20 protein-coding genes and 1 pseudogene are annotated in these 18,404 nt (G+C 47.1%); 16 read left to right on the top strand and 5 right to left on the bottom strand.

What is annotated here, in order from left to right; translation table 11 throughout:
• Positions 1 to 481 (bottom strand): tetratricopeptide repeat protein (locus V6C93_RS33220; protein ID WP_333480962.1); only part of this gene is annotated, 481 nt, incomplete at its 3' end.
• Between the two features lie 236 nt (positions 482 to 717).
• Between V6C93_RS33220 and psbP the strand changes: the two genes are divergently transcribed.
• Positions 718 to 1,257: a photosystem II reaction center PsbP gene (gene psbP / locus V6C93_RS33215; protein WP_333480961.1), complete on the top strand. Its 540-nt coding sequence runs from the start codon at positions 718 to 720 to the stop codon at positions 1,255 to 1,257.
• Positions 1,258 to 1,266: 9 nt separating this feature from the next.
• Here the strand turns inward: psbP and V6C93_RS33210 are convergent, their stop codons facing one another.
• On the bottom strand, positions 1,267 to 2,532 hold the full coding sequence (locus V6C93_RS33210) for a sensor histidine kinase (protein ID WP_333480960.1): 1,266 nt from the start codon (positions 2,530 to 2,532) through the stop codon (positions 1,267 to 1,269).
• A gap of 8 nt (positions 2,533 to 2,540) precedes the next feature.
• The gene (locus tag V6C93_RS33205; protein WP_333480959.1) at positions 2,541 to 5,282 is read right to left on the bottom strand and encodes a response regulator; all 2,742 of its coding nucleotides are present in this window, start codon (positions 5,280 to 5,282) and stop codon (positions 2,541 to 2,543) included.
• A 427-nt stretch (positions 5,283 to 5,709) separates the two neighbouring features.
• Between V6C93_RS33205 and V6C93_RS33200 the strand changes: the two genes are divergently transcribed.
• From V6C93_RS33200 to V6C93_RS33165, 8 genes are all read left to right on the top strand, one after another.
• Positions 5,710 to 6,303 (top strand): nucleoside triphosphate pyrophosphatase, encoded by a 594-nt coding sequence (locus tag V6C93_RS33200; protein WP_333480958.1) that lies wholly within the window; start codon positions 5,710 to 5,712, stop codon positions 6,301 to 6,303.
• Between the two features lie 207 nt (positions 6,304 to 6,510).
• A complete protein-coding gene (locus tag V6C93_RS33195; protein WP_333480957.1) occupies positions 6,511 to 6,951 on the top strand; it encodes a hypothetical protein in 441 nt (146 codons plus the stop codon).
• A 77-nt stretch (positions 6,952 to 7,028) separates the two neighbouring features.
• The gene (locus tag V6C93_RS33190) at positions 7,029 to 8,903 is read left to right on the top strand and encodes a hypothetical protein (protein ID WP_333480956.1); all 1,875 of its coding nucleotides are present in this window, start codon (positions 7,029 to 7,031) and stop codon (positions 8,901 to 8,903) included.
• 20 nt (positions 8,904 to 8,923) lie between these two features.
• Positions 8,924 to 9,778: a hypothetical protein gene (locus V6C93_RS33185; RefSeq protein WP_333480955.1), complete on the top strand. Its 855-nt coding sequence runs from the start codon at positions 8,924 to 8,926 to the stop codon at positions 9,776 to 9,778.
• A gap of 42 nt (positions 9,779 to 9,820) precedes the next feature.
• Positions 9,821 to 10,558, top strand: a complete 738-nt coding sequence (locus tag V6C93_RS33180; RefSeq protein ID WP_333480954.1) for a hypothetical protein — start codon at positions 9,821 to 9,823, stop codon at positions 10,556 to 10,558.
• 69 nt (positions 10,559 to 10,627) lie between these two features.
• The gene (locus tag V6C93_RS33175; protein ID WP_333480953.1) at positions 10,628 to 10,789 is read left to right on the top strand and encodes a hypothetical protein; all 162 of its coding nucleotides are present in this window, start codon (positions 10,628 to 10,630) and stop codon (positions 10,787 to 10,789) included.
• A 146-nt stretch (positions 10,790 to 10,935) separates the two neighbouring features.
• Positions 10,936 to 11,787, top strand: coding sequence for an ABC transporter permease (locus V6C93_RS33170; RefSeq protein WP_333480952.1), 852 nt, complete (start codon positions 10,936 to 10,938; stop codon positions 11,785 to 11,787).
• A gap of 49 nt (positions 11,788 to 11,836) precedes the next feature.
• The gene (locus V6C93_RS33165; protein ID WP_333480951.1) at positions 11,837 to 12,304 is read left to right on the top strand and encodes a hypothetical protein; all 468 of its coding nucleotides are present in this window, start codon (positions 11,837 to 11,839) and stop codon (positions 12,302 to 12,304) included.
• 41 nt (positions 12,305 to 12,345) lie between these two features.
• On the opposite strand, the gene V6C93_RS33160 is transcribed toward V6C93_RS33165, so the two are convergent.
• Positions 12,346 to 13,797 carry an alpha/beta fold hydrolase gene (locus V6C93_RS33160; RefSeq protein WP_333480950.1) on the bottom strand — a complete coding sequence of 484 codons (1,452 nt, stop codon included), beginning with the start codon at positions 13,795 to 13,797 and terminating at the stop codon, positions 12,346 to 12,348.
• Positions 13,798 to 14,015: 218 nt separating this feature from the next.
• Between V6C93_RS33160 and petJ the strand changes: the two genes are divergently transcribed.
• From petJ to V6C93_RS33140, 4 genes are all read left to right on the top strand, one after another.
• Positions 14,016 to 14,342: a cytochrome c6 PetJ gene (gene petJ / locus V6C93_RS33155; RefSeq protein WP_333480949.1), complete on the top strand. Its 327-nt coding sequence runs from the start codon at positions 14,016 to 14,018 to the stop codon at positions 14,340 to 14,342.
• 93 nt (positions 14,343 to 14,435) lie between these two features.
• Complete coding sequence (locus V6C93_RS33150; protein ID WP_333480948.1) at positions 14,436 to 15,167, top strand: SH3 domain-containing protein; 732 nt, start codon at positions 14,436 to 14,438, stop codon at positions 15,165 to 15,167.
• 677 nt (positions 15,168 to 15,844) lie between these two features.
• Positions 15,845 to 16,165 carry a PAS domain-containing protein gene (locus V6C93_RS33145; RefSeq protein WP_333480947.1) on the top strand — a complete coding sequence of 107 codons (321 nt, stop codon included), beginning with the start codon at positions 15,845 to 15,847 and terminating at the stop codon, positions 16,163 to 16,165.
• On the top strand, positions 16,134 to 16,355 hold the full coding sequence (locus V6C93_RS33140; RefSeq protein ID WP_333480946.1) for a hypothetical protein: 222 nt from the start codon (positions 16,134 to 16,136) through the stop codon (positions 16,353 to 16,355). Before V6C93_RS33145 ends, V6C93_RS33140 begins: the two co-directional genes overlap by 32 nt.
• Positions 16,356 to 16,466: 111 nt before the next feature.
• Here V6C93_RS33140 and tnpA read toward each other — a convergent pair.
• Positions 16,467 to 16,694: pseudogene (gene tnpA, locus V6C93_RS33135) on the bottom strand (IS200/IS605 family transposase); the annotation flags it as partial.
• Between tnpA and V6C93_RS33130 the strand changes: the two are divergent.
• The 3 genes from V6C93_RS33130 to V6C93_RS38610 all read left to right on the top strand — a co-directional run bounded on the left by V6C93_RS33130 (position 16,689) and on the right by V6C93_RS38610 (position 18,302).
• Positions 16,689 to 17,273 carry a transposase gene (locus V6C93_RS33130; protein ID WP_333480945.1) on the top strand — a complete coding sequence of 195 codons (585 nt, stop codon included), beginning with the start codon at positions 16,689 to 16,691 and terminating at the stop codon, positions 17,271 to 17,273. The pseudogene tnpA and the gene V6C93_RS33130 sit on opposite strands and share 6 nt — an antisense overlap.
• Positions 17,274 to 17,704: 431 nt before the next feature.
• Positions 17,705 to 17,983, top strand: a complete 279-nt coding sequence (locus V6C93_RS33125; RefSeq protein WP_333480944.1) for a hypothetical protein — start codon at positions 17,705 to 17,707, stop codon at positions 17,981 to 17,983.
• On the top strand, positions 17,895 to 18,302 hold the full coding sequence (locus V6C93_RS38610; protein ID WP_349262921.1) for a reverse transcriptase N-terminal domain-containing protein: 408 nt from the start codon (positions 17,895 to 17,897) through the stop codon (positions 18,300 to 18,302). Before V6C93_RS33125 ends, V6C93_RS38610 begins: the two co-directional genes overlap by 89 nt.
• The last annotated feature ends 102 nt before the right edge of the window (positions 18,303 to 18,404 follow it).

The following is an 18,404-nucleotide window of genomic DNA, read 5'->3' as shown; positions in this document are numbered from 1 at the left end:
CGAGTTCATCGTGAGCATTACCCCGGCTTACATAGGCGTTGTCACTGTCGCGATTGAGCTCAATGGCTTTCGTCGCATCAGTGATCGCTTGCTGGTAATTCTTTAAAACAAAATAGGTATAGCCTCGATTGCTGTAAGCTTGGGCAAACTTGGGGTTAAGCTGAATCGCTTGTGTGTAGTCGGCGAGCGCCTGATCATAGCGGCCTAGAGTGTGCTGGGCGTAGCCCCGGTTATAGTAAGTATCCGCGTCGTTGGGGTCGATTTGCAAAGCCTGATTAAAGTCCGCGATCGCTCCTTGATAATTACCAGCATTAAGTTTATCCACACCTCGGTTATACAAGTCCACAGCGCTCGTCTGTTTCTCTTGCTGGGCTGCAACCAGCGAGCGAGAAGGGGAAAACTGGGCATAGACCATTTCAGGCAGTCCAGCTAGTATTGTGGCAAATCCCAAAACAGCGAGTATTCGATAAGTCTGGTTCATAAGTTTCCTCTAACACAGCATTCTTGCTTAAGTCGTTAACTCAAGTTTTGAGTGAACGCCGTTAAAACTCTCAACTCACGCCGAATTCCGTAGCTCCAATCTTTAAGAACAGATTAAAAGCCGTGTAATGAATATGATAGAACGCCAGAAAACACAATTTTTTTATCCAACAACTTAACCCAGCACAGTCCCCTAAAGATGAGAAAATAGAGCAGCTGGATTCAACGGAGAGAAAGATGCTCAAAGCAATTGCCGCACTACTGCTGCTGGTGTTGAGCCTGGGTTTACATGGATGCACTACCGGCGTCAGCGGATTGAAGAGCTATGTGGATAGCCTTGACGGCTATGAGTTTCTCTATCCTAATGGTTGGGTACCAGTCCAAGTGACTAATGGGCCAGATATTGTGTTCCGCGATTTGGTTGAGCGGACGGAAAATGTCAGTGTCGTGTTCAGTGAGGTACCAGGCGGGAAAACCTTGCAAGAATTAGGAACGCCGGGGGAAGTCGGGTACCAGTTGCAAAAAAATGCGATCGCGCCTCCGGATTCGGGTCGAAAAGCAGAATTGGTGAATGCCGAAGCGCGTGAGTCTGGTGATAAGACCTATTATCTTCTGGAATACAATGTCAAGCTTCCTAACCAAGAACGGCATAACCTCGCTGCTGTTGCCGTGAGTCGTGGCAAACTCTTTACGTTCAATGCTTCGACTACAGAGAAACGTTGGAATAAGATGCGGAATGTACTAGAGCAAGTCGTTAAATCGTTTTCTGTATATTAAACGTCCCCCTCAATCATGCTCAAACTTCACGGGAAGGGTAATGACAAATTCTGAACCCTCTCCCCGTGTCGAATTGACCTCTAGGGTTCCCCCATGCTTGACAACAACAATTTGGCGGGTAATCGATAAGCCTAAACCTGTCCCTTGACCCACAGGTTTAGTCGTAAAAAATTGTTCAAACATCCTCTGGCGTACATCCTCAGTCATTCCTATCCCATTATCTTTAATCCGAATCACCGCGTTTAGCTGGTCTGGCGTGATTTCTGTACGAATGATAATTCTGGGAATAAAGTCTTGGGTCTGGGCTGTTTGAATGGTTTGAATGTTTTCCCCATTCTCAAACTTTTCATTAATGGCATCAATCGCATTCGTCAGGAGATTCATAAAAACCTGGCTAAGTTGCCCTGCGTTACTCTCCACAAAGGGTAACTCCCCATACTCCTTAACCACCTCAATATCTGGACGCCGGAAATCTGAATGCTGAGACTTGGATCGTAGACGGCTGCTTAAGAGCATCAGGGTACTATCAATCAGCTCATGCAAGTTAACGGGTTGAGATTTTGTCCGATCCAGACGGGAGAAAATTTTCAGCGATCGCACGATTTCCAAAATTCTCTCGGCTCCCACCTGCATCGAATGGATGAGTTGAGGGAGGTCACTTTCGAGGAAGTCTAAATCAATTTCTTCCGAATAAGTCTGAATCTCTGGAATGGGTTCAGGGGTATAAGCTTGATACAGATGCAATAATTTCAGCAAATCATCAACATCTCGCTGAGCGTGAGACAAATTCCCATATATAAAATTCACAGGATTGTTAATTTCGTGGGCAACTCCAGCAACCAGTTGTCCTAAGGCAGACATTTTCTCTTCTTGCACCAGCCGTAGTTGAGCTTTACGAAGTTCAAGATGAACAGTAATGCGGGCTAAAACTTCCTCTTGTTCTATCGGTTTCGTGATATAGTCAACAGCCCCTAGTTTCAATCCTTTGACCTTATCCAGGACTTCAGAGAGTACGGTCATAAAAATCACTGGAATATCTTTAGTTCTCGGATCGGCTTTCAAGCGACGGCAGGTTTCAAATCCATCAATTCCCGGCATCATCACATCTAATAAAATCAAATCGGGTAATGCTTCTTGTACTTTTTCCAGTGCGCTTTCGCCACTTTTAGCAATAGAGACTTTAAAGCCAGACTCACTCAAAAGCTCGAAAAGAACTTTAAGGTTTGTGGGAGTATCATCAACAATTAGAATAGAATTTTGTTGAATAATTTTCATATTTGAACTTAAGAGAGGTATGGAGTGACCCATTTCACAATCGCTTCATCTTCAAATGCTTCAGCAAGTTCTATAATTTTGTCAGCAAATGCGGCATATTGGGAGTCTACCTGCTTAAGTCGGTTGGCCTCTGCTTTAATGTCTAGAATATATCCACTTCTCGCCGCTTTATGTAGAGCCGTTAGCTCTTGCCTTGGAGGGATTACCATTTCGCTCATTGGGATAGCAGTCTCCTGAGTCTGGTTCGCCCATTCTTCCTGGGCTTCATAAATCCACTTTAAGCCTAAATAATGCTGTAATTGGTTGAGTAATTCTTCGCTTTGCACGGGCTTGGGAATAAAATCATTACAGCCTGCCTGCCGACTCTGTTGGCGATCAAAACTAAATACACTAGCAGACGAAGCAATAATGATGATATCTTTCAATTCTTCTGACTCTCGCAGTCGTTGGGACATCTCCAAACCATCCATAACAGGCATTGCTAGGTCAGTAATAATCACATCCACTTGATATTCATGGGCTTTTTCCAAACCCTCTTGCCCATTCCCGGCTTCAATAACCTCAAAGCCGATCGGCTCTAGCATATTGACAATCACCGAGCGATTTTCCCAACGGTCATCTACAATTAGAATCGTCCGTTTTTCTCCTTGGTAAGCCACTAAGCTTTGTCTGGATTTGAAAGAAGCTGGCTCGATAAAGCTTGTTGATTCCCTTAAGTCGAGATCGAACCAAAACTTGCTACCTTTCCCATAGGTACTCTCGACTTTGATGTCACTGCCCATCATTTCTACGATTTTGCGACTGATTGCCAGCCCTAAGCCAGTGCCTTCTACTTTATGTGCGCTATCTCCCACCTGCTCAAAAGGTAAAAATATTTTATCCAATTGTTCTGAGTTCATACCAACCCCGGAATCTTCAACTAGAAAGCGAATTTTGTGAATGATGGGTTGTTGGCTATTAGCGGTTTGTGGTTCTGTATCTGCTGCTTCTGACGGATGAATAAATTCTGGAGAGTCAGTTACTACACCAACTTTAAACATCACGCCACCTTGGTCAGTAAACTTGATCGCGTTGCCTAAAAGGTTGATTAAAACTTGACGCAGACGTTTTTCGTCGGCATGAATGGCAGAAGGGAGGCGATTAAGTATCTGATAGGTAAAATCAATTTCTTTTTGTTCAGCTTTGATACGACAGATTTCTTTGATACCTAACAAAAATGTTTCAAAATGGAAAGCTGTGGGGTAGAAATCGAGTTTTTTAGCTTCGATTTTGGAAATATCTAAAATATCATTAATCAGTGTTAGGAGGTGGAAGCCACACTGGTGAATGATGCTGAGTCCATCCTGCTGTTTAGGCGTGGCAGATTTATCCCGTTGCAGAATTTGTGCATAGCCGAGAATTCCGTTCAGAGGGGTACGAAGTTCATGGCTCATATTTGCTAGAAATTCGCTTTTGGCTTGGTTGGCGACATCGGCAGATTCTTTGGCTTTTTTTAACTCAGCCGTTCTCCGTTCAACTCGCTTTTCTAACTCTTCATTCGTTTTCTCCAGAGCCGTGAAAGACTCCTGTAGTTGTCCTGCCATGCGGTTAAAGGATTGCGCCAAAATGCTGAGTTCTTTGACGCCTTTAATGTCTACTGTTTGCTCAAGGTTGCCAGAGGCGATTTCGCTACTTGCTGCGCTTAAACGAAGGATAGGTTGAGCAATCCAGCGGGAGGTGTAAATTCCCAACCCTGTAGCCAGCGCCAATGCTCCTAGACACAGCAAAATCGTGGTATTGGTATTGGCGTTGATTTGTGCCATGAAGTCGCTTTCTGGAACAACAACTATTACTAACCAATCCAGACCAAATTTGTCACGCCAAGGTGTTATCCGGACAAACTGACGCTCACCTTTGAACTGAAAATCAAGTTCTTGGCTGTCCTTAATAGTCTTAAAGTTGCCAAACTTTTTCTCTAAATACTGGGTTGTCGCTTGAATCAAGCGATCGCTACTTTTTAAGGCATTGAGTCGTTGCGCTTTGCCGTTCACTAAAGTAAAGGGTTTTTCGGAACTTGAACTAGCGATCACTAGCCCGTCGCGCTCTACAATAAAGGTCTTTCCTGACGGGCTAGCTTCTAATTTGCGCAAGAAATCACTGATATTTGATAGGAGGAGATCGACACTTACCGCACCGATAAGCTTATTGGTGTCGTCGTAGATGGGACGGCTTGCAGCGATCGCGACATATTCGGGAGTTGAATCCCACAGGTAAACTTGACTCCAGACAGGTTTCCCAGCCCGAACGGCATCGATATACCAAGCTTCTGTTCGATGATCGTAGTCCTCATAGACCGCGATCATCTTAGTGCGATTTCCCTGGCTATCTGTTGCGTAATTGTAGTTTTTTCCCTTGGTATTGGGCGACGTTTCACTCAGGGAAACCTTAACATCGCCCTCCAAATGCCCAGCTGCTGAGTATTCGCCAGTTACCAGCCCATAGTTGATGTAGCTAAAATCATACAGTTGCATTTGTTTCCAGAAAAAATGCCCTATACCTTGCAAGTCTCCTGTGTCTAGCAGTCCTTGTTCTATAACATCGGCATTAATCTGATTAACTTGATGAGGCGTTGCCAGGTATGTATCAAGATGCTGATCGACGAGTCTGTTAACTTTATTCATTAACTGATGAGCAAGGTCATTGACTGCCTGGTGACCGTTTCTGAAGGAGAGATACCCCACTATCCCCACGGCGGTCGAGATTTGTAGCACAAATGGCACTACCAGAACAAGGCGAAGTGGAACCTTTTTAACACTTTTGGAACCAAGAGGTAGCATAGTCTTTAATATCTCATACCGACTTATAGTGACCTTACGATAGATCAACCCTTTTTAGGGACTCTCTTGCCATTCGCTCCTACCCACATCTGCCACTTTCTCCAATCACATTGGTATCAGAAGCAGATGCGTGAACTTGCATAGTAACGGTGGTTAATTGTGTAGTCTTAATCTAAGCATTTCCTCAAAACGGATTTTTGCTAATTAGCGAGGTGAACTAACTGAGGTAGACATAATTAAACTAAAGATGGTTTAGGGCTTGTAGTTGCCCTTTAGCGCTAAAACACAACTACGAAATGTAGTTTATTTGAGTCTACCTACTGACTGTCTCTGACCAAAGCGTCCTCAATTTATGAAGTTTATGCATATCCCAACGTTTGTATTAGCCTCCGCTTCGCCTGCTCGCAGACGCTTGTTGCAAAATGCTGGGATTGAACCAGTGGTTTGCCAAAGTGATTTTGATGAATCTCAAGTACAGTTAAGTGACCCAGTGGCTTTGGTGGAGGCTCTTGCACTGAAAAAAGCCGAGACTGTCGCGAGTCAATTTAGCGAGGCTCTCATTTTGGGCTGTGATTCGGTGTTGAGTGTAAGAAGCGAGATTCATGGAAAACCGACTAATGCAGAAGAAGCGATCGCACGCTGGCAACAGATGCGAGGGACGATGGGCGTACTGTACACCGGTCATGCCTTGATTGATGTCGCTAAAAACAAAACCGTCGTCCGCCACGGCACCACAAATGTGTACTTTGCCAATGTGAGCGATCGCGCCATTCAATCTTACGTGGAGACGGGTGAACCCCTTACCTGTGCTGGCTGCTTTGCCTTGGAAGGTCGAGGCGGACTTTTTGTGGAAAAGCTGGAAGGCTGCCACAGCAATGTTATTGGTCTAAGCCTACCGCTTCTGCGCCACATGCTGAGGCAGTTGGGCTATGATGCCACCGACTTCTGGCGATGAGTCAAAGCGTTTGGACTAGTTGCCATGCCCGATTGCAGCAGCTCACCTAGGCTCAACACACAGATGATACAATAGCCAGTCGCTGTCGGGTTGACAGTAGGATTTGAAAGATGAAAATTGTTAAGGAGGGGCAGAGGTTTGCTATAGTCAAGGCACTTCTAGTCTAAGATGCAAGCTATCTTCATCGCTTGAGGCAAGCAAAACCTTATGGCAATCAGCGACGACTTCAAAGAACAACTCAAGGCAGGAAGGATTGTCGATGCCCTGACCCTGGCACTGGGTGAAGCCGTTGAGTTGGAAATCACAACCTGGGTATCCTCATCGAAGAACTCAGAGGCGACGAAATCCGCAGACTCGGAAAAACCCGCTCCCGATAGCCGAATGCGTACCCGGATGAATATCGTAGAGGGTGCGATCGACACGGAAGTTGGCAGTCGGTTCATTGGCAATGGTCCTTATACCGAACTGCGGCAATTTCACATGGAGCAAGTTCAACAAGGACGCCAAATTATTCAGCACAACTTGGAAAACTTGCAACAGCTATTTACTGTTCTGACCAGTACCTTAACCCATCTGCCACAGGCATCACACCGGCTTGGGGATGGAAATTCTGTCCTCCCTCCGTCCAATCCGGAAAATATACAGTAAAACTTGACAATTACGGAAAAATTTTAGGCAGTTTCTTGACCTGCGAACCGCCGATTTCAGTGGGGATACTATAATATATGGCGTCTAGCGATGACTTTAAAGCACAACTTAAGGCGGGTAACATACCTGAGGCGCTGGCTCTGGCACTCAGCGAAGCAGTTGAGTTGAAATTTACGACTTGGGTTCCCTCAGAAGAGGATGTTGAGATATCCGAAGCCCAACCCGGTCATCGCCTGCGTACCCGCATCAATATGATTGAGGGAGAGGTCGAACACGAGATTGGCGAAGAGTTTATCGGCAACGGTCGCTACCGGGAATTGAAGCAATTCCACCTTGAGCAGGTGGCTGAAGGCAGTCAGTTAATTGAGAACAACCTCAAGAGTTTGCAAAAGCTATTCGAGGTTTTAGTGGCTCTGCATTATCCAGATACAACACCTCCTTTGATTCAGCCCGAATCATTGGATGCGGAAAGTCAGCGATTACCCCCGGTTGAGAATATAGGTGACGCTGGGTCAGTCGTCGAACCCCTAGAGACGGCGGTGACAGATGCGATTGTCAGCCCAGACACCGCAACAGCACAAGAAATCCCTGACGCTGGATTAGTCGCCGAACCTCCAGAGGCAACACTAATAGAGACCCTTGTCAGTCCAGTCACCGTAACAACGGAAGATATTGCCCAACAACCCTCCCCTTCCGCTGAACTACCGGTTTCGTCCCTGACGCCAGGGACAGAGCAAGCCCCGGTATTGGATGAGGAAATAGATGAGGAGGAGGATGATGATTGGGATAACTCGGTCTTAGATTTACTGGAGTCTTTACCTGTCGCACCGCCACCGACCCCAGAGGCTTCGGACTCAGACCTTCGCGAGAATTGGGAGTGGAATGATTTAGTTGAAGACGAACCGGAGTCTGAGCGGGGGGCATTAGGCTCACCAGAGAATCAGGTTTGGGAAAATCTCCAGCCGGAAGATTTTGAATTACCCCTAGCCTCAGAACAGGAGAACCTGGGAGCCGCCAACGTCCCAATTGATCAGGATTTGAGGGACTTGGTTGAGGACACCTCACAGCCTGATAGGCGGGAATCAGATTCACTCGACAATCAGAATTGGGAAAGCCTCATCAGTCGAGAAGACTTTGAATTTCCTCCAACCTTAGAACAGCAGAACCTTGAAGCCTCAATTTCCCCGCTGGATGAGGACTGGGGGGACTTCATGGAGGCAGAACCGAAGTCTGAACCAAGGGAATCAAACGAATTTGAAAATCAGGCTTGGGAAACTCTGAGGCGGGAGGATTTTGAATCGCCTCCAATCGTAGCACAACAGAACTTGGAAACCCCAAGCTCCTCAATGGATGAGGATTGGGGAGACTTGGTTGAAGACGAACCGGACACTGAGTTAGACAAACCCATTCCCAATTTGGAGTCCTTGGATCTGGAAGAGGATGACGAGTGGGATGATTGGGTGATGGAAGAGTCAGAGCCTGTATTTGAGGCACCCGTGGTTGATATGGAGTCTTTGGAGATCTCAGAGGATGAGGACTGGGGAGACTTAGTGGAAGACTCAGACCCCTTTGCAACACCGCCGCTTGGTGGGTTGGGCTCGGACTTAGAAGAGAATGAGGATTGGGATGACTTTACCGATGAAGACCTCGAACCCTCTCCATCCTCGTTAGAAAGAAATAGCCATACAGGCACGGGTATTGACTTGTCTGGAACCCTGGAGGATTGGAAATCCGCTGAGTTGGAGACGAACAAGCTCGATCGCAATGAAAGCGTGGAGTCCGACTTCTCTACAGATTCAGCTTTGCCAGAGGAGTTTGAGCCCAGCGTTTCTGACAACCCTTTTGATACACTGGCAGGTCAAGAGGAGGACGCGATCGCTAAACCCAAGTCTGATGGCAAAAGAGTGCCACCCCCACCCCCTCCAAGTCGCTCCCCAAACCAGAATAGCTAGAAGTAGGTAGGTTGACGGCGATGATCAAGACTCAAAACCGAAAGCGGAAAAAGACTACAGACTTACCCATACCCCACAGCAGACCTGTTAATTCTGGTTTGAATCGAAACCTGAATGAATTTTTGCAATCTTTGGGAGAAGTGCTCATCGACATCACGGCGCTAGAAGTGAACACAATGGTCGTTGAGCAGATTACTGGAGAAAAGTTCATTGCGTGGGAAGCCTATCGGGACATTTACCCCATCTCGCAGGACTATTTGGAACAGCAGGGAATTCACGAATCGTTGCGCGATCGCTACCTGGAGTTACGCAAAAGCCTAGAACTTGAGTACGCATTGCTCTTGAGCGACCCATCCTCGGAGTTTTACGATCCATCGGTTCTAGATTCGACCATAGGGGAAAACCAAATTCTCACCGATCCAACCCTAGAATTGCACCACATCCAAACACGACTACCAGACCCAATCACTCCCACCAATCCCGAAGAGATTTTCAAAGCCCAACGAGTTCTCAGAAGCTGCCGTTTCTTACGCAGTTTACGCAAGGTTAGCGAACTAAAAACCGCACTGGATAGTCGAAACAAGGCACTACACAGCAAACAAGCCGAGCAACCGGGCTATGTTAAACCCGAAGTTTTGCAAAAAGCGGTAACTACAGATATGATTTATGCTCAAACTGTGATTCAGCTAGATGGTGATGTGATTAACCGCTACCCTCAAGAAATTTTTCACCATCCTCATCGGGATGTCATTCTCCAAATTCACAAAGAGGGCGTCACAGCCGGAGAAAAACAGTGGCGCGGATTGCTAGAGTTTGTCATTGGTTTGGTGCAGGCGTCGCTGCAATGGGGTTCTGGCAAGGATCGGTCTCCCTGAGATTCATCGCAACCGCAAGGGTAAGGATAGAGAAATTTTCCCGTGCCGCATTCTATTTCCCGAAAGCAGTTCAATAAGTCTTGGAAGCGTAACGCTCTCGATTTAGAGCCCTATATCCAATTTGAGCAAGAGCAAATTACTCGCTCTCGCGTGATATTTCACAGCATTCGCTTCAATTTAGATCAAGACGTTCTCCAACGCATTCAATATGCACAAGAGCTCGGTCGCCGCCTTTATATTGCCCCCAAACTTCTGGCAGATTTACGCTATTACGCTCTCATCGATTCAGAAAACAACCTCCAGTCAGACTTAACCTTTTACACGTACTATCTACAGGGTACTCACTCCGAGGCGTTGATGCGGAGTGTGATTTCCATAGATGGAGAGATTTTGCACCAGATTAAGAACGACTGTCTGGAACATCCCGACTTTTGTCGCCAAATTGCTGCGGCTCACTATTGGCTAATCGATCAACTCCTGAGTCAGCTGCGTATCAAGGCAGTTCTGCATGTGAATGGACTGGCTGGAGCCTTAGCGTGGCTGATTGTAGCTGCGATCGCTCTTCCTTTCGTACCCCTGCTGATCGAGGTGAATCCCTGGCTGCTACTGGCACTGCTATTCATGGCGTTGATATTGCACATAGTCTTGCAAAACTTGATGCGATCGCTATTGCCCCGTTTTAGTCGCTGGGTATTGCGTCGAGTCTTTTCAGGCTTGCTCTCACACAAGCCTCTAGAACAGAAAATTGCCAAGGGCATTCTCGTGCGATTTGTACCTTGATCAAAAATTATCCCGACTAGAGTGAACAGCCACAGAAAGATGGTTTGGAGAAGCATTTACTACCAAACCATGAAATTGTTTAAAATCTTGTTGATAATCCTGGATATTGCACTGGCTATAGCAGCGGTTTATGTTCTGTTCCCAACCTTGATGGAAGCGGCTGCTACTATACCCATTGCACTTGCAGCTCTTTTTGGTGCCGGAATCATGCTCACCATCTACGGGGATTAGGTGGTGACGCACAGCTAGATACTTACGGTTGACTCATTTTCCCTGGAGTTAGAGAAATAGGCTGGTTGCGGTTCCATCCCCCCTGTTCCCTAAACTAGAGGATAGCGATATCTAAGAGCTACGACAGCAATTCGGGGGATGATTTAATGACAGACAAAGTCTCGTATCAACAGGAGGAGGATATCCCTGTCGATATGCTGGTATCTAAATCTAAACTCAACGTGTCTTGGCAGGCCGTTTTCTCGGCGTTGATGTTTTTTTATATGTACCTGCCTATCCTGGTACTGACGTTTTATAGCTTCAATGATTCGGCTTACAGCGCGGATTGGAAGGGTTTTACCCTGAAGTGGTATACACAACTATTTGACGACTCGCGCATCCTCACAGCACTGCAAAACAGTCTGACAGTGGCACTCTTAGCCGTCGGTATTTCTGCGGTGCTGGGGACGTTCATGGCAGTAGGTTTAGCCCGTTATCGCTTTCCGGGTAAGACGTTGTACCGGGGTATCTCGTACCTGCCGTTGATTGTCCCTGATATTGCGATCGCAGTAGCCACTCTTGTCTTCCTAGCCGTCATTGCTGTACCCCTGAGCTTGTGGACAGTTGTCGCTGCTCATGTGGTATTTTGTATTTCTTATGTGGCAGTCAATGTATCTGCACGAATTTCTGGCCTCGACCCTCACCTGGAAGAAGCGGCTCTAGATTTAGGCGCAACACCGTTCCAAGCTTTTCTCAAAGTCTTGCTGCCAGAATTGATGCCAGCCATTGTCGGCGGTTGTCTGATTGCTTTTGTCCTGAGTATGGACGACTTTCTCATTGCCAGCTTCACGGCAGGCACGGGGGCAACAACCTTACCGATGGAAATTTTTAGCCGCATCCGAACAGGTGTTAAACCAGATATCAATGCCTTGAGTGTGATTCTGATTTTGTTATCAGGTGCAGTTGCTTTCGTTGGGGAATTGCTGCGTTATCAGAGTGAACAGAAACGTTTTAAGTAATTCAGTTTTCTATAAAGTTGGATTGTAGATAGCAAGTCTCTTTGCTGTTATGAGCCAGAATTCTGCTTTATCTCGATTTATCCTGGCATTTATTGCAGGCTTTCTTGCTGTTGTCATCTTCCATCAAGGTATGCTGGCACTGCTGCATGGAGTAAATCTCACGCCGCGTTCTCCCTTTCCAACTGCGCCGACACAGCCGTTTGGAATTCCACAAATCTGGTCATCAGCATTCTGGGGAGGGGTTTGGGGTCTTGTTTTCGTGACAATTGCGCCTCGCTTTCGCCAAGACAAGAGTTACTGGATTAGCGCACTGCTGTTTGGTGCGATCGCTCCCACTCTAGTGGCTTGGTTTCTCGTCGCACCACTCAAAAATCAGCCGATCGCAGGAGGTTTCCAGCCTGCGGCAATGCTCACGGGTCTATTGGTTAATGGTGCTTGGGGGATAGGAACCGCTTTACTACTCAGCTTATTCTCGAAAAGGGGGATATCTGGGGGCGGCACTAAGCGATCGCTCTAACCAGCCAGCAAGGTTTGCTGCATCCAACAGCTACACGCAGCTTAAGATGACAGAGGAAAAGCCGCTGCAATCATCCAGCCAAAGAACAGTGCACTCCCCAAAGCATAGCTCCATACCTGGTTCAGTACACCTGCGGTAAATGAGAGAATCGCCATGAGTGGGGGAAATAGGGGCAATAAAAGGAAGATGAAGCCGAGTTCGGGCACTAGATAAAGCACCAAGATGAACCCTCCCACCAACGCTAGACTTTGCCATAGCCAAAACGCTACTCGTTTGAATAACCCAGTGTTCTGTTGTGCAATCCCTGAGGCGAGGAACCAGGGGAAGCAGGCTAAGGACAGCAAGGGCCAAAGTATCAAGCGTCTTGGAATCAGCCACCACTGAAGCCAGACGACTTGTGCGATCGCTCCAAAGGCAACCCAAAATAAGATAAATAGTAGTATCCCTATCCCCAAAGCACGTCCTGTAGGGCGAGGTAAGCGAAACAGGACACCCAGCCAAACCATACCCGCGACGAAGAACCAAATCCCCACCGCACCACCTACCTGCAAGCCACCTAAACTGGCAATTTTAATCACGCGACTCAGCAATAGAAGGGCACCACCTGCCAGAAAGGGGGCGAGGAGTAACCCTCCCCAACTTCTAAACGGATGTATCTTCACCTCGCTTTCAGGAGCTAGTTTAGTTAAGACAGGGGCAACGGCACCTAACAGAATTAGCCATGCAACCAGATGCAAGCCATACCAAAGCATCCGGCGGTCAATATAGTGGCTGCTGGGTGACAATTTGAATGTAGCATTGAGCCATTGGAGGGCGGCTTGGTGGCTGGCATTGCGGAAGAGAATGGTGATATGTTCGGCATTGGGGATGATAATTAGCGATCGCCCTTTTCCCCCGCTCAAGTTCTGATTTTCTCCACCCGCCGATGCTAGAATTCGCTGTGCATTCCTGATGAAGCTACCTTCCCAAGTTCCTGCCTGTAGCTGGAGATTGCGCGGTGCAGATGGCGTAACTAAAGCCCCCGTTGGGGAGATGGCAACAGTGGCAGCAAAGCGCGTGACATCACGAATACCAGCAGACATCACCGCCCCACTTCCCATCGAGTGACCTAACAGTGCTAAACGAGTGCGATCAACCTCTGGTTGCTCGATCAGGGCAGTATAAGCCACGTCTAAATCTTGTTCAAGGGAAAATCGCTCTAAAGGCGCTGTGTTCCCCCCGTGACCCGCAAAATCCCCCAGCACTACACCATACCCCGCGTGTGCTAGAACATAGGCGTAGCCGAGCATCAATTGCTTGGAACCCGCATAACCATGTGCTACCAAAACACCGGGTACATCTTTGGCCTTCTGGGGAGCAACATACAGCAGTGGAACTCCATCTCGTTCTAGAGAACGCACAACCAACCCAGTCCGCGCCGCCGCCACTCCCCACCAGGAAAGTACAATCAGCCACAGTGCTATGAATAGTAAAAAATAGCGACGGCGATTCATATCAGTCCTCAGTCGGCAGTTAGTACGAGGCTGATCATCTCATGCCAATTGAAACAGAGGATGCAACAGATCCTATATTGCAACCCTTGCCTCCAGAAGGCTTGTGCAATCGAAAATCTAAAATCCTTGCATCCAAAATGGTATCAGTTGCATATACCCTACGGTAGGGGAACGATAGGATCGTGCCCTGAAAAACCTATATTGAATATTGAACCCGAATGAAAACTTTTGCCATCATCCTGCTAATTGCCTTAAGTTTCGTATTCAATTCACCCGTTTTAGCCGCCGATACCGCCAATGGTGCAAAAATATTTAGCGTCCAGTGTGCTGGGTGTCATGCCAATGGCGGCAATATTGTCAGGCGTGGCAAGACACTGAAGCTAAAAGCTTTAAACAGAAATCATGTGGATTCTCAGGATGCGATCGCAACTTTAGTAACAAATGGTAAAAACAATATGTCGGCGTACAAAGACCGCTTAACCGCAAAAGAGATAGAAGACGTAGCTGCTTATGTACTAGAGCAAGCTGAAAACGGTTGGCGTTAATTTGGCATGAATATTGCTCTTGTCCCAGTACGGGACTTGCTTTTCGACTGGGCTGAACACGCTGGTTGTAGCAATTTAGGAAAGAGGACTTCCATGAAAAGTCATTGGCTGATTACTTTACTGCTGCTTTTGGTAATTGGTTGCAAACCTCAACAACCAGAACCACTAGCAATCAAGGTAAAGCCGCTTCCAGATGAGACTATAGGTTCTTCAACTCCAGTCACCTCCCCAACAACTGCCCAAAACGCTTCTAGCACAAAGGCAGATACTCGTCCCTCTCCTAGTGGTAGCCCTAGCCCTCAGGCTAGCCCCACGGCAAAAGCAACTGCCCAAAATGCTTCTAACACAAAGGCAGATACTCGTCCCTCTCTTAGTAATAGCCCCACCCCTCAGGCTAGCCCCACGACAAAAACAACTTCTCAAAACGCTCCTCGCACCAAGGCAGATACTCGTCCCTCTCCTAGCTTTAGTCCCAGCCCGAAGGCTAGTCCCACAGCAAAAACCACAACATCTGCTTCAGAGGCTGTCTTAACCGCTACTAACCCTAAATCACGAATCAACTTCCGCTCCGCTCCCTCTACATCGAGTAAGCGTCTAGGATACGGTACAGTTGGTGAACGAGTACAGGTCGTTGAGCAAAAAGCTGGCGCTGATGGTTCTACCTGGTATAAGGTGCGCTTCCCTCGCTCAGGTACTCAGGGGTGGATTCGTAAGGATTTTATTAAGGTAACAGCAAAGCAATCTCCTTCAAAGTCAGGAGTTCCTGCCGCGTCTCCAACTCCTTCCAACAAGCCTAGTCCAAAGAATAGCAAGCCTAATCCCTAAGCGAAGATGGGGTGGCGTCAGCGTCTATCAGCCATTTAACATTTACGCAACAACCCACATTCCGCACCCTGAAGTGTAATACTACAAATTTTGGGAGTTTGGGGAAATTGGACTTGCGATCGCAAGTCCAATTTCCCCGTTTGATGTATAAAAATTGACCAACCTTGTTTCCCAAATCCCGTAAAAACCGAGTGTGACAGTGGAGGATGCGGAAAGTGAGCAATAATACTCTCCGCGAACATTGGGATCGTGAAAACTTTTCCCTGAAAGCGCGATCGCTAACCGCAAAGCAACTTTCAGGAGCTACAAAAAGCCTGAGCTAGACAAGTAAAAGGCATCTATACACACGAATTTTACTTTGTCAACCGGAATTTCCTCAATACAGCATCAAGTTACTTGAATATGTTTTCAGTATATTTCCCGTTCAAAGTTTAACGCTCTAAAAGGTACTGTATAGCGAATAACATAGCGTGCGCTATGGCTCAAGACAGATGCCTACAAAAAACTTGTTGCTAATCAAGCAACCTGCGATCGGTAACCTTATTCGCGACATCCGCGTCGAAACCGGTCTAACGTAGGAACAGTTTGCTACCCGCTTAGGAGTGGTATAAACCACAGTCAACCGCTGGGAAAACGGACACGCTCAACTTCTTGCTATTCAAAAAACAGAGAAAGCCTTGCAGGAAAGTTACAACATGCTACGAAGTGCCATTGATGCTAGTCCTCACCCGCTCTTTGTTAAAGACAAAGAGGGTCGCTATCAATTGATGAACCTTGCGGCAGCGAATCAATTCAATAAACAACCCTCGGAAATCATTGGGCAAGACGATGATTCGCTGTTTCCATCTGATGTATGTGCCCGATTCCAAGCAGACGAACAAAGAGTCCTCTCTAAAGGCGAAGCCGAAACCGTTGAAGAAACCGTCCCCATTGGCGACCAGTGGCGGACATATCTTATTACCAGAAATGTCTACCGTGACTCAGGGGGCAACATTTGAAGAAAACAACGCACAGATTACGGTTAAACCACTGCCGACAGTTAAGGCTAATTCTCAACAAATGGCGCAGTTGTTCCAAAATCTGATTGCCAACGCTCTTAAATTTCGAGGCGAAGCCACCCCATCTGTTGTTATCCAAGCTACCCCCAAGATGACCATTGGTTGCTCGGTATCCAAGATAATGGTATAGGTATCAAACCCCAATACTTAGAGCGGATTTTTGTAATTTTCCAACATTCTTCCGCAAGGGGTCTCCCGTCCAGATCCGTAGGTAGGAAGAGAGGGGAATTGCGGTCAGGGTTTAACTGCGTGGCGCAGCTTGCTGTTCAACATATTGTTTAAGATGGTCAAGTGTGACACCGCCACAACTAGCGACGAAATAAGCACCTGACCAGAATACAGGTTTCTTGTAGAACTTAGATATCCAGTCGGCAAATTCTTTACGGATTAGTCGGCTGGATACTGTTTTTAGATTGCCCACCAGTGTACTGACTTGTACGTCCGGAGGGAAAGAAATGACCAGATGTATGCCAACATCTATTCTGAGGTTCAGCCAATAAACCTTCAGAGATTAGATAAAGCATGGAAACGTTGGTTGAACCTTCTTAAAGCCAAATCCCGCGTGGCGAAAATTCATCAAAGAATCGCTCGTCAGCGGGAAATATTTCATGACAAAATAGCTCATTGGTTATGTCGCAACTCTGACTTAATCGCAGTTGAAGACCTAAACATTCGTGGTTTAGCTAGAACCCGATTGGCTAAATCTATCTACGATGTGAGTTGGGGCAGATTCATCACCATCCTGGAATCAGTGGTAGTCAAATACGGAGTCCATTTGGTTCAAGTGAATCCTCACAACACTTCGCAGAATTGTTCGGGTTGCGGTACAAAGGTACCGAAAACTCTCTTTGTTCGTCTCCATGAATGTCCCAAATGTAGTCTACAGATGGACAGGGACGAGAATGCAGCGAGCAATATCCTGCACAAAGCTTTAAGTGCCGTGGGTCTCACGGCACCAGCCTGCGGAGCCTTAGTCAATAGACAGGCGATGAAACAGGAACTTTTAGGGGTGACCCTAGAAGCCCACGTTACAGCGCATAGCGTTTAACGTGGGAGCGTCAGCGCGACCTGAACAGGTTGCTTAGTATGGAGAACCGATTCTCCTCTGGGATTCTTACCCCAGACCCTCATGGAGAGGACTCACCGAGTCTGGCTACGTCCGAGTAGGTAACGAAATAGACGGTATGCAAGCCCCAAAAGTAACCAAAACTGCTAGGACTTAAGCGGTTAGGAGCAAGAGGGAGACTGGAAGGATGAACATAGTCTAAGGTGATGATTAAACTGCGTTATCCACGAAAGAGCCAAATTAGTCCTGATAGGCTCTGACCAAAAGGTAAACGGGTGGCTCATTAGTTTGACGCTCTAATGAACGTAAGAACACAACCCCCGTCGCAGAAGAGTCACCCATCCTCACCAGTTAGAAAAACTAGGCAATACAACAGGGTAAACCCTACAGAGTCTCAAGGATAGGTCGAACCGATGAGTAGGTCTGAGGTAACAAAGACGGAAATCTCTGGAGGGCAGAAGATGAGAGGAAAAGCGAACGCCTCTGGTAATGCGGAGGATAGGGGTTCAAGATTTGCCCCTGACCGAAAGGAAAAGCAGACTTCTCTTGGGTCTTATACGGACGAGACGACGACAACAAAACCAAAACGGAGACAAAAGTTAGATGTCAAGCGCAAGCCTGATAAATGGAGTCAACGGACAACTTACGGACTGGTCACAGGTCAACTGGAAGCAAGCCCGAAAAGTTGTTAGGAATTTACGTCATAGAATCTTCCGTGCCAGAAAACTTGGGCAGTTTAAGCAGCTTCGCAGGCTGCAAAAGCTGTTAATCAAAAGCCACGCCAATCTATTGCTTAGTGTCAGACAAATCACGCAAGTCAATGACGGAAAGCACACAGCAGGGGTAGATAAGGAGGTGCTAAACACCCCCAGCCAGCGCGTGAAACTTGTCAAAGAATGGAAAATGGATCAAGTCAAACCAACGCGGAGAGTTTACATCCCAAAAGCCAATGGCAAGAAACGTCCTCTCGGAATCCCGATGGTGTATTCACATTGCACCTCTGTTCAATAAGCTTTAGGGATGTTTCGGTGATGCCTGACATATTGCTCGATTAGTTAGGAAATGGCAAGCCCTCATATTCCACAGCCCTGAACTCTCTGCGAAAGTGATGGC

Source organism: Allocoleopsis sp. (assembly GCF_036703385.1).
Taxonomy (GTDB): Bacteria; Cyanobacteriota; Cyanobacteriia; order Cyanobacteriales; family Coleofasciculaceae; genus Allocoleopsis.
This window is presented reverse-complemented; position numbering and strand designations above follow the sequence as displayed.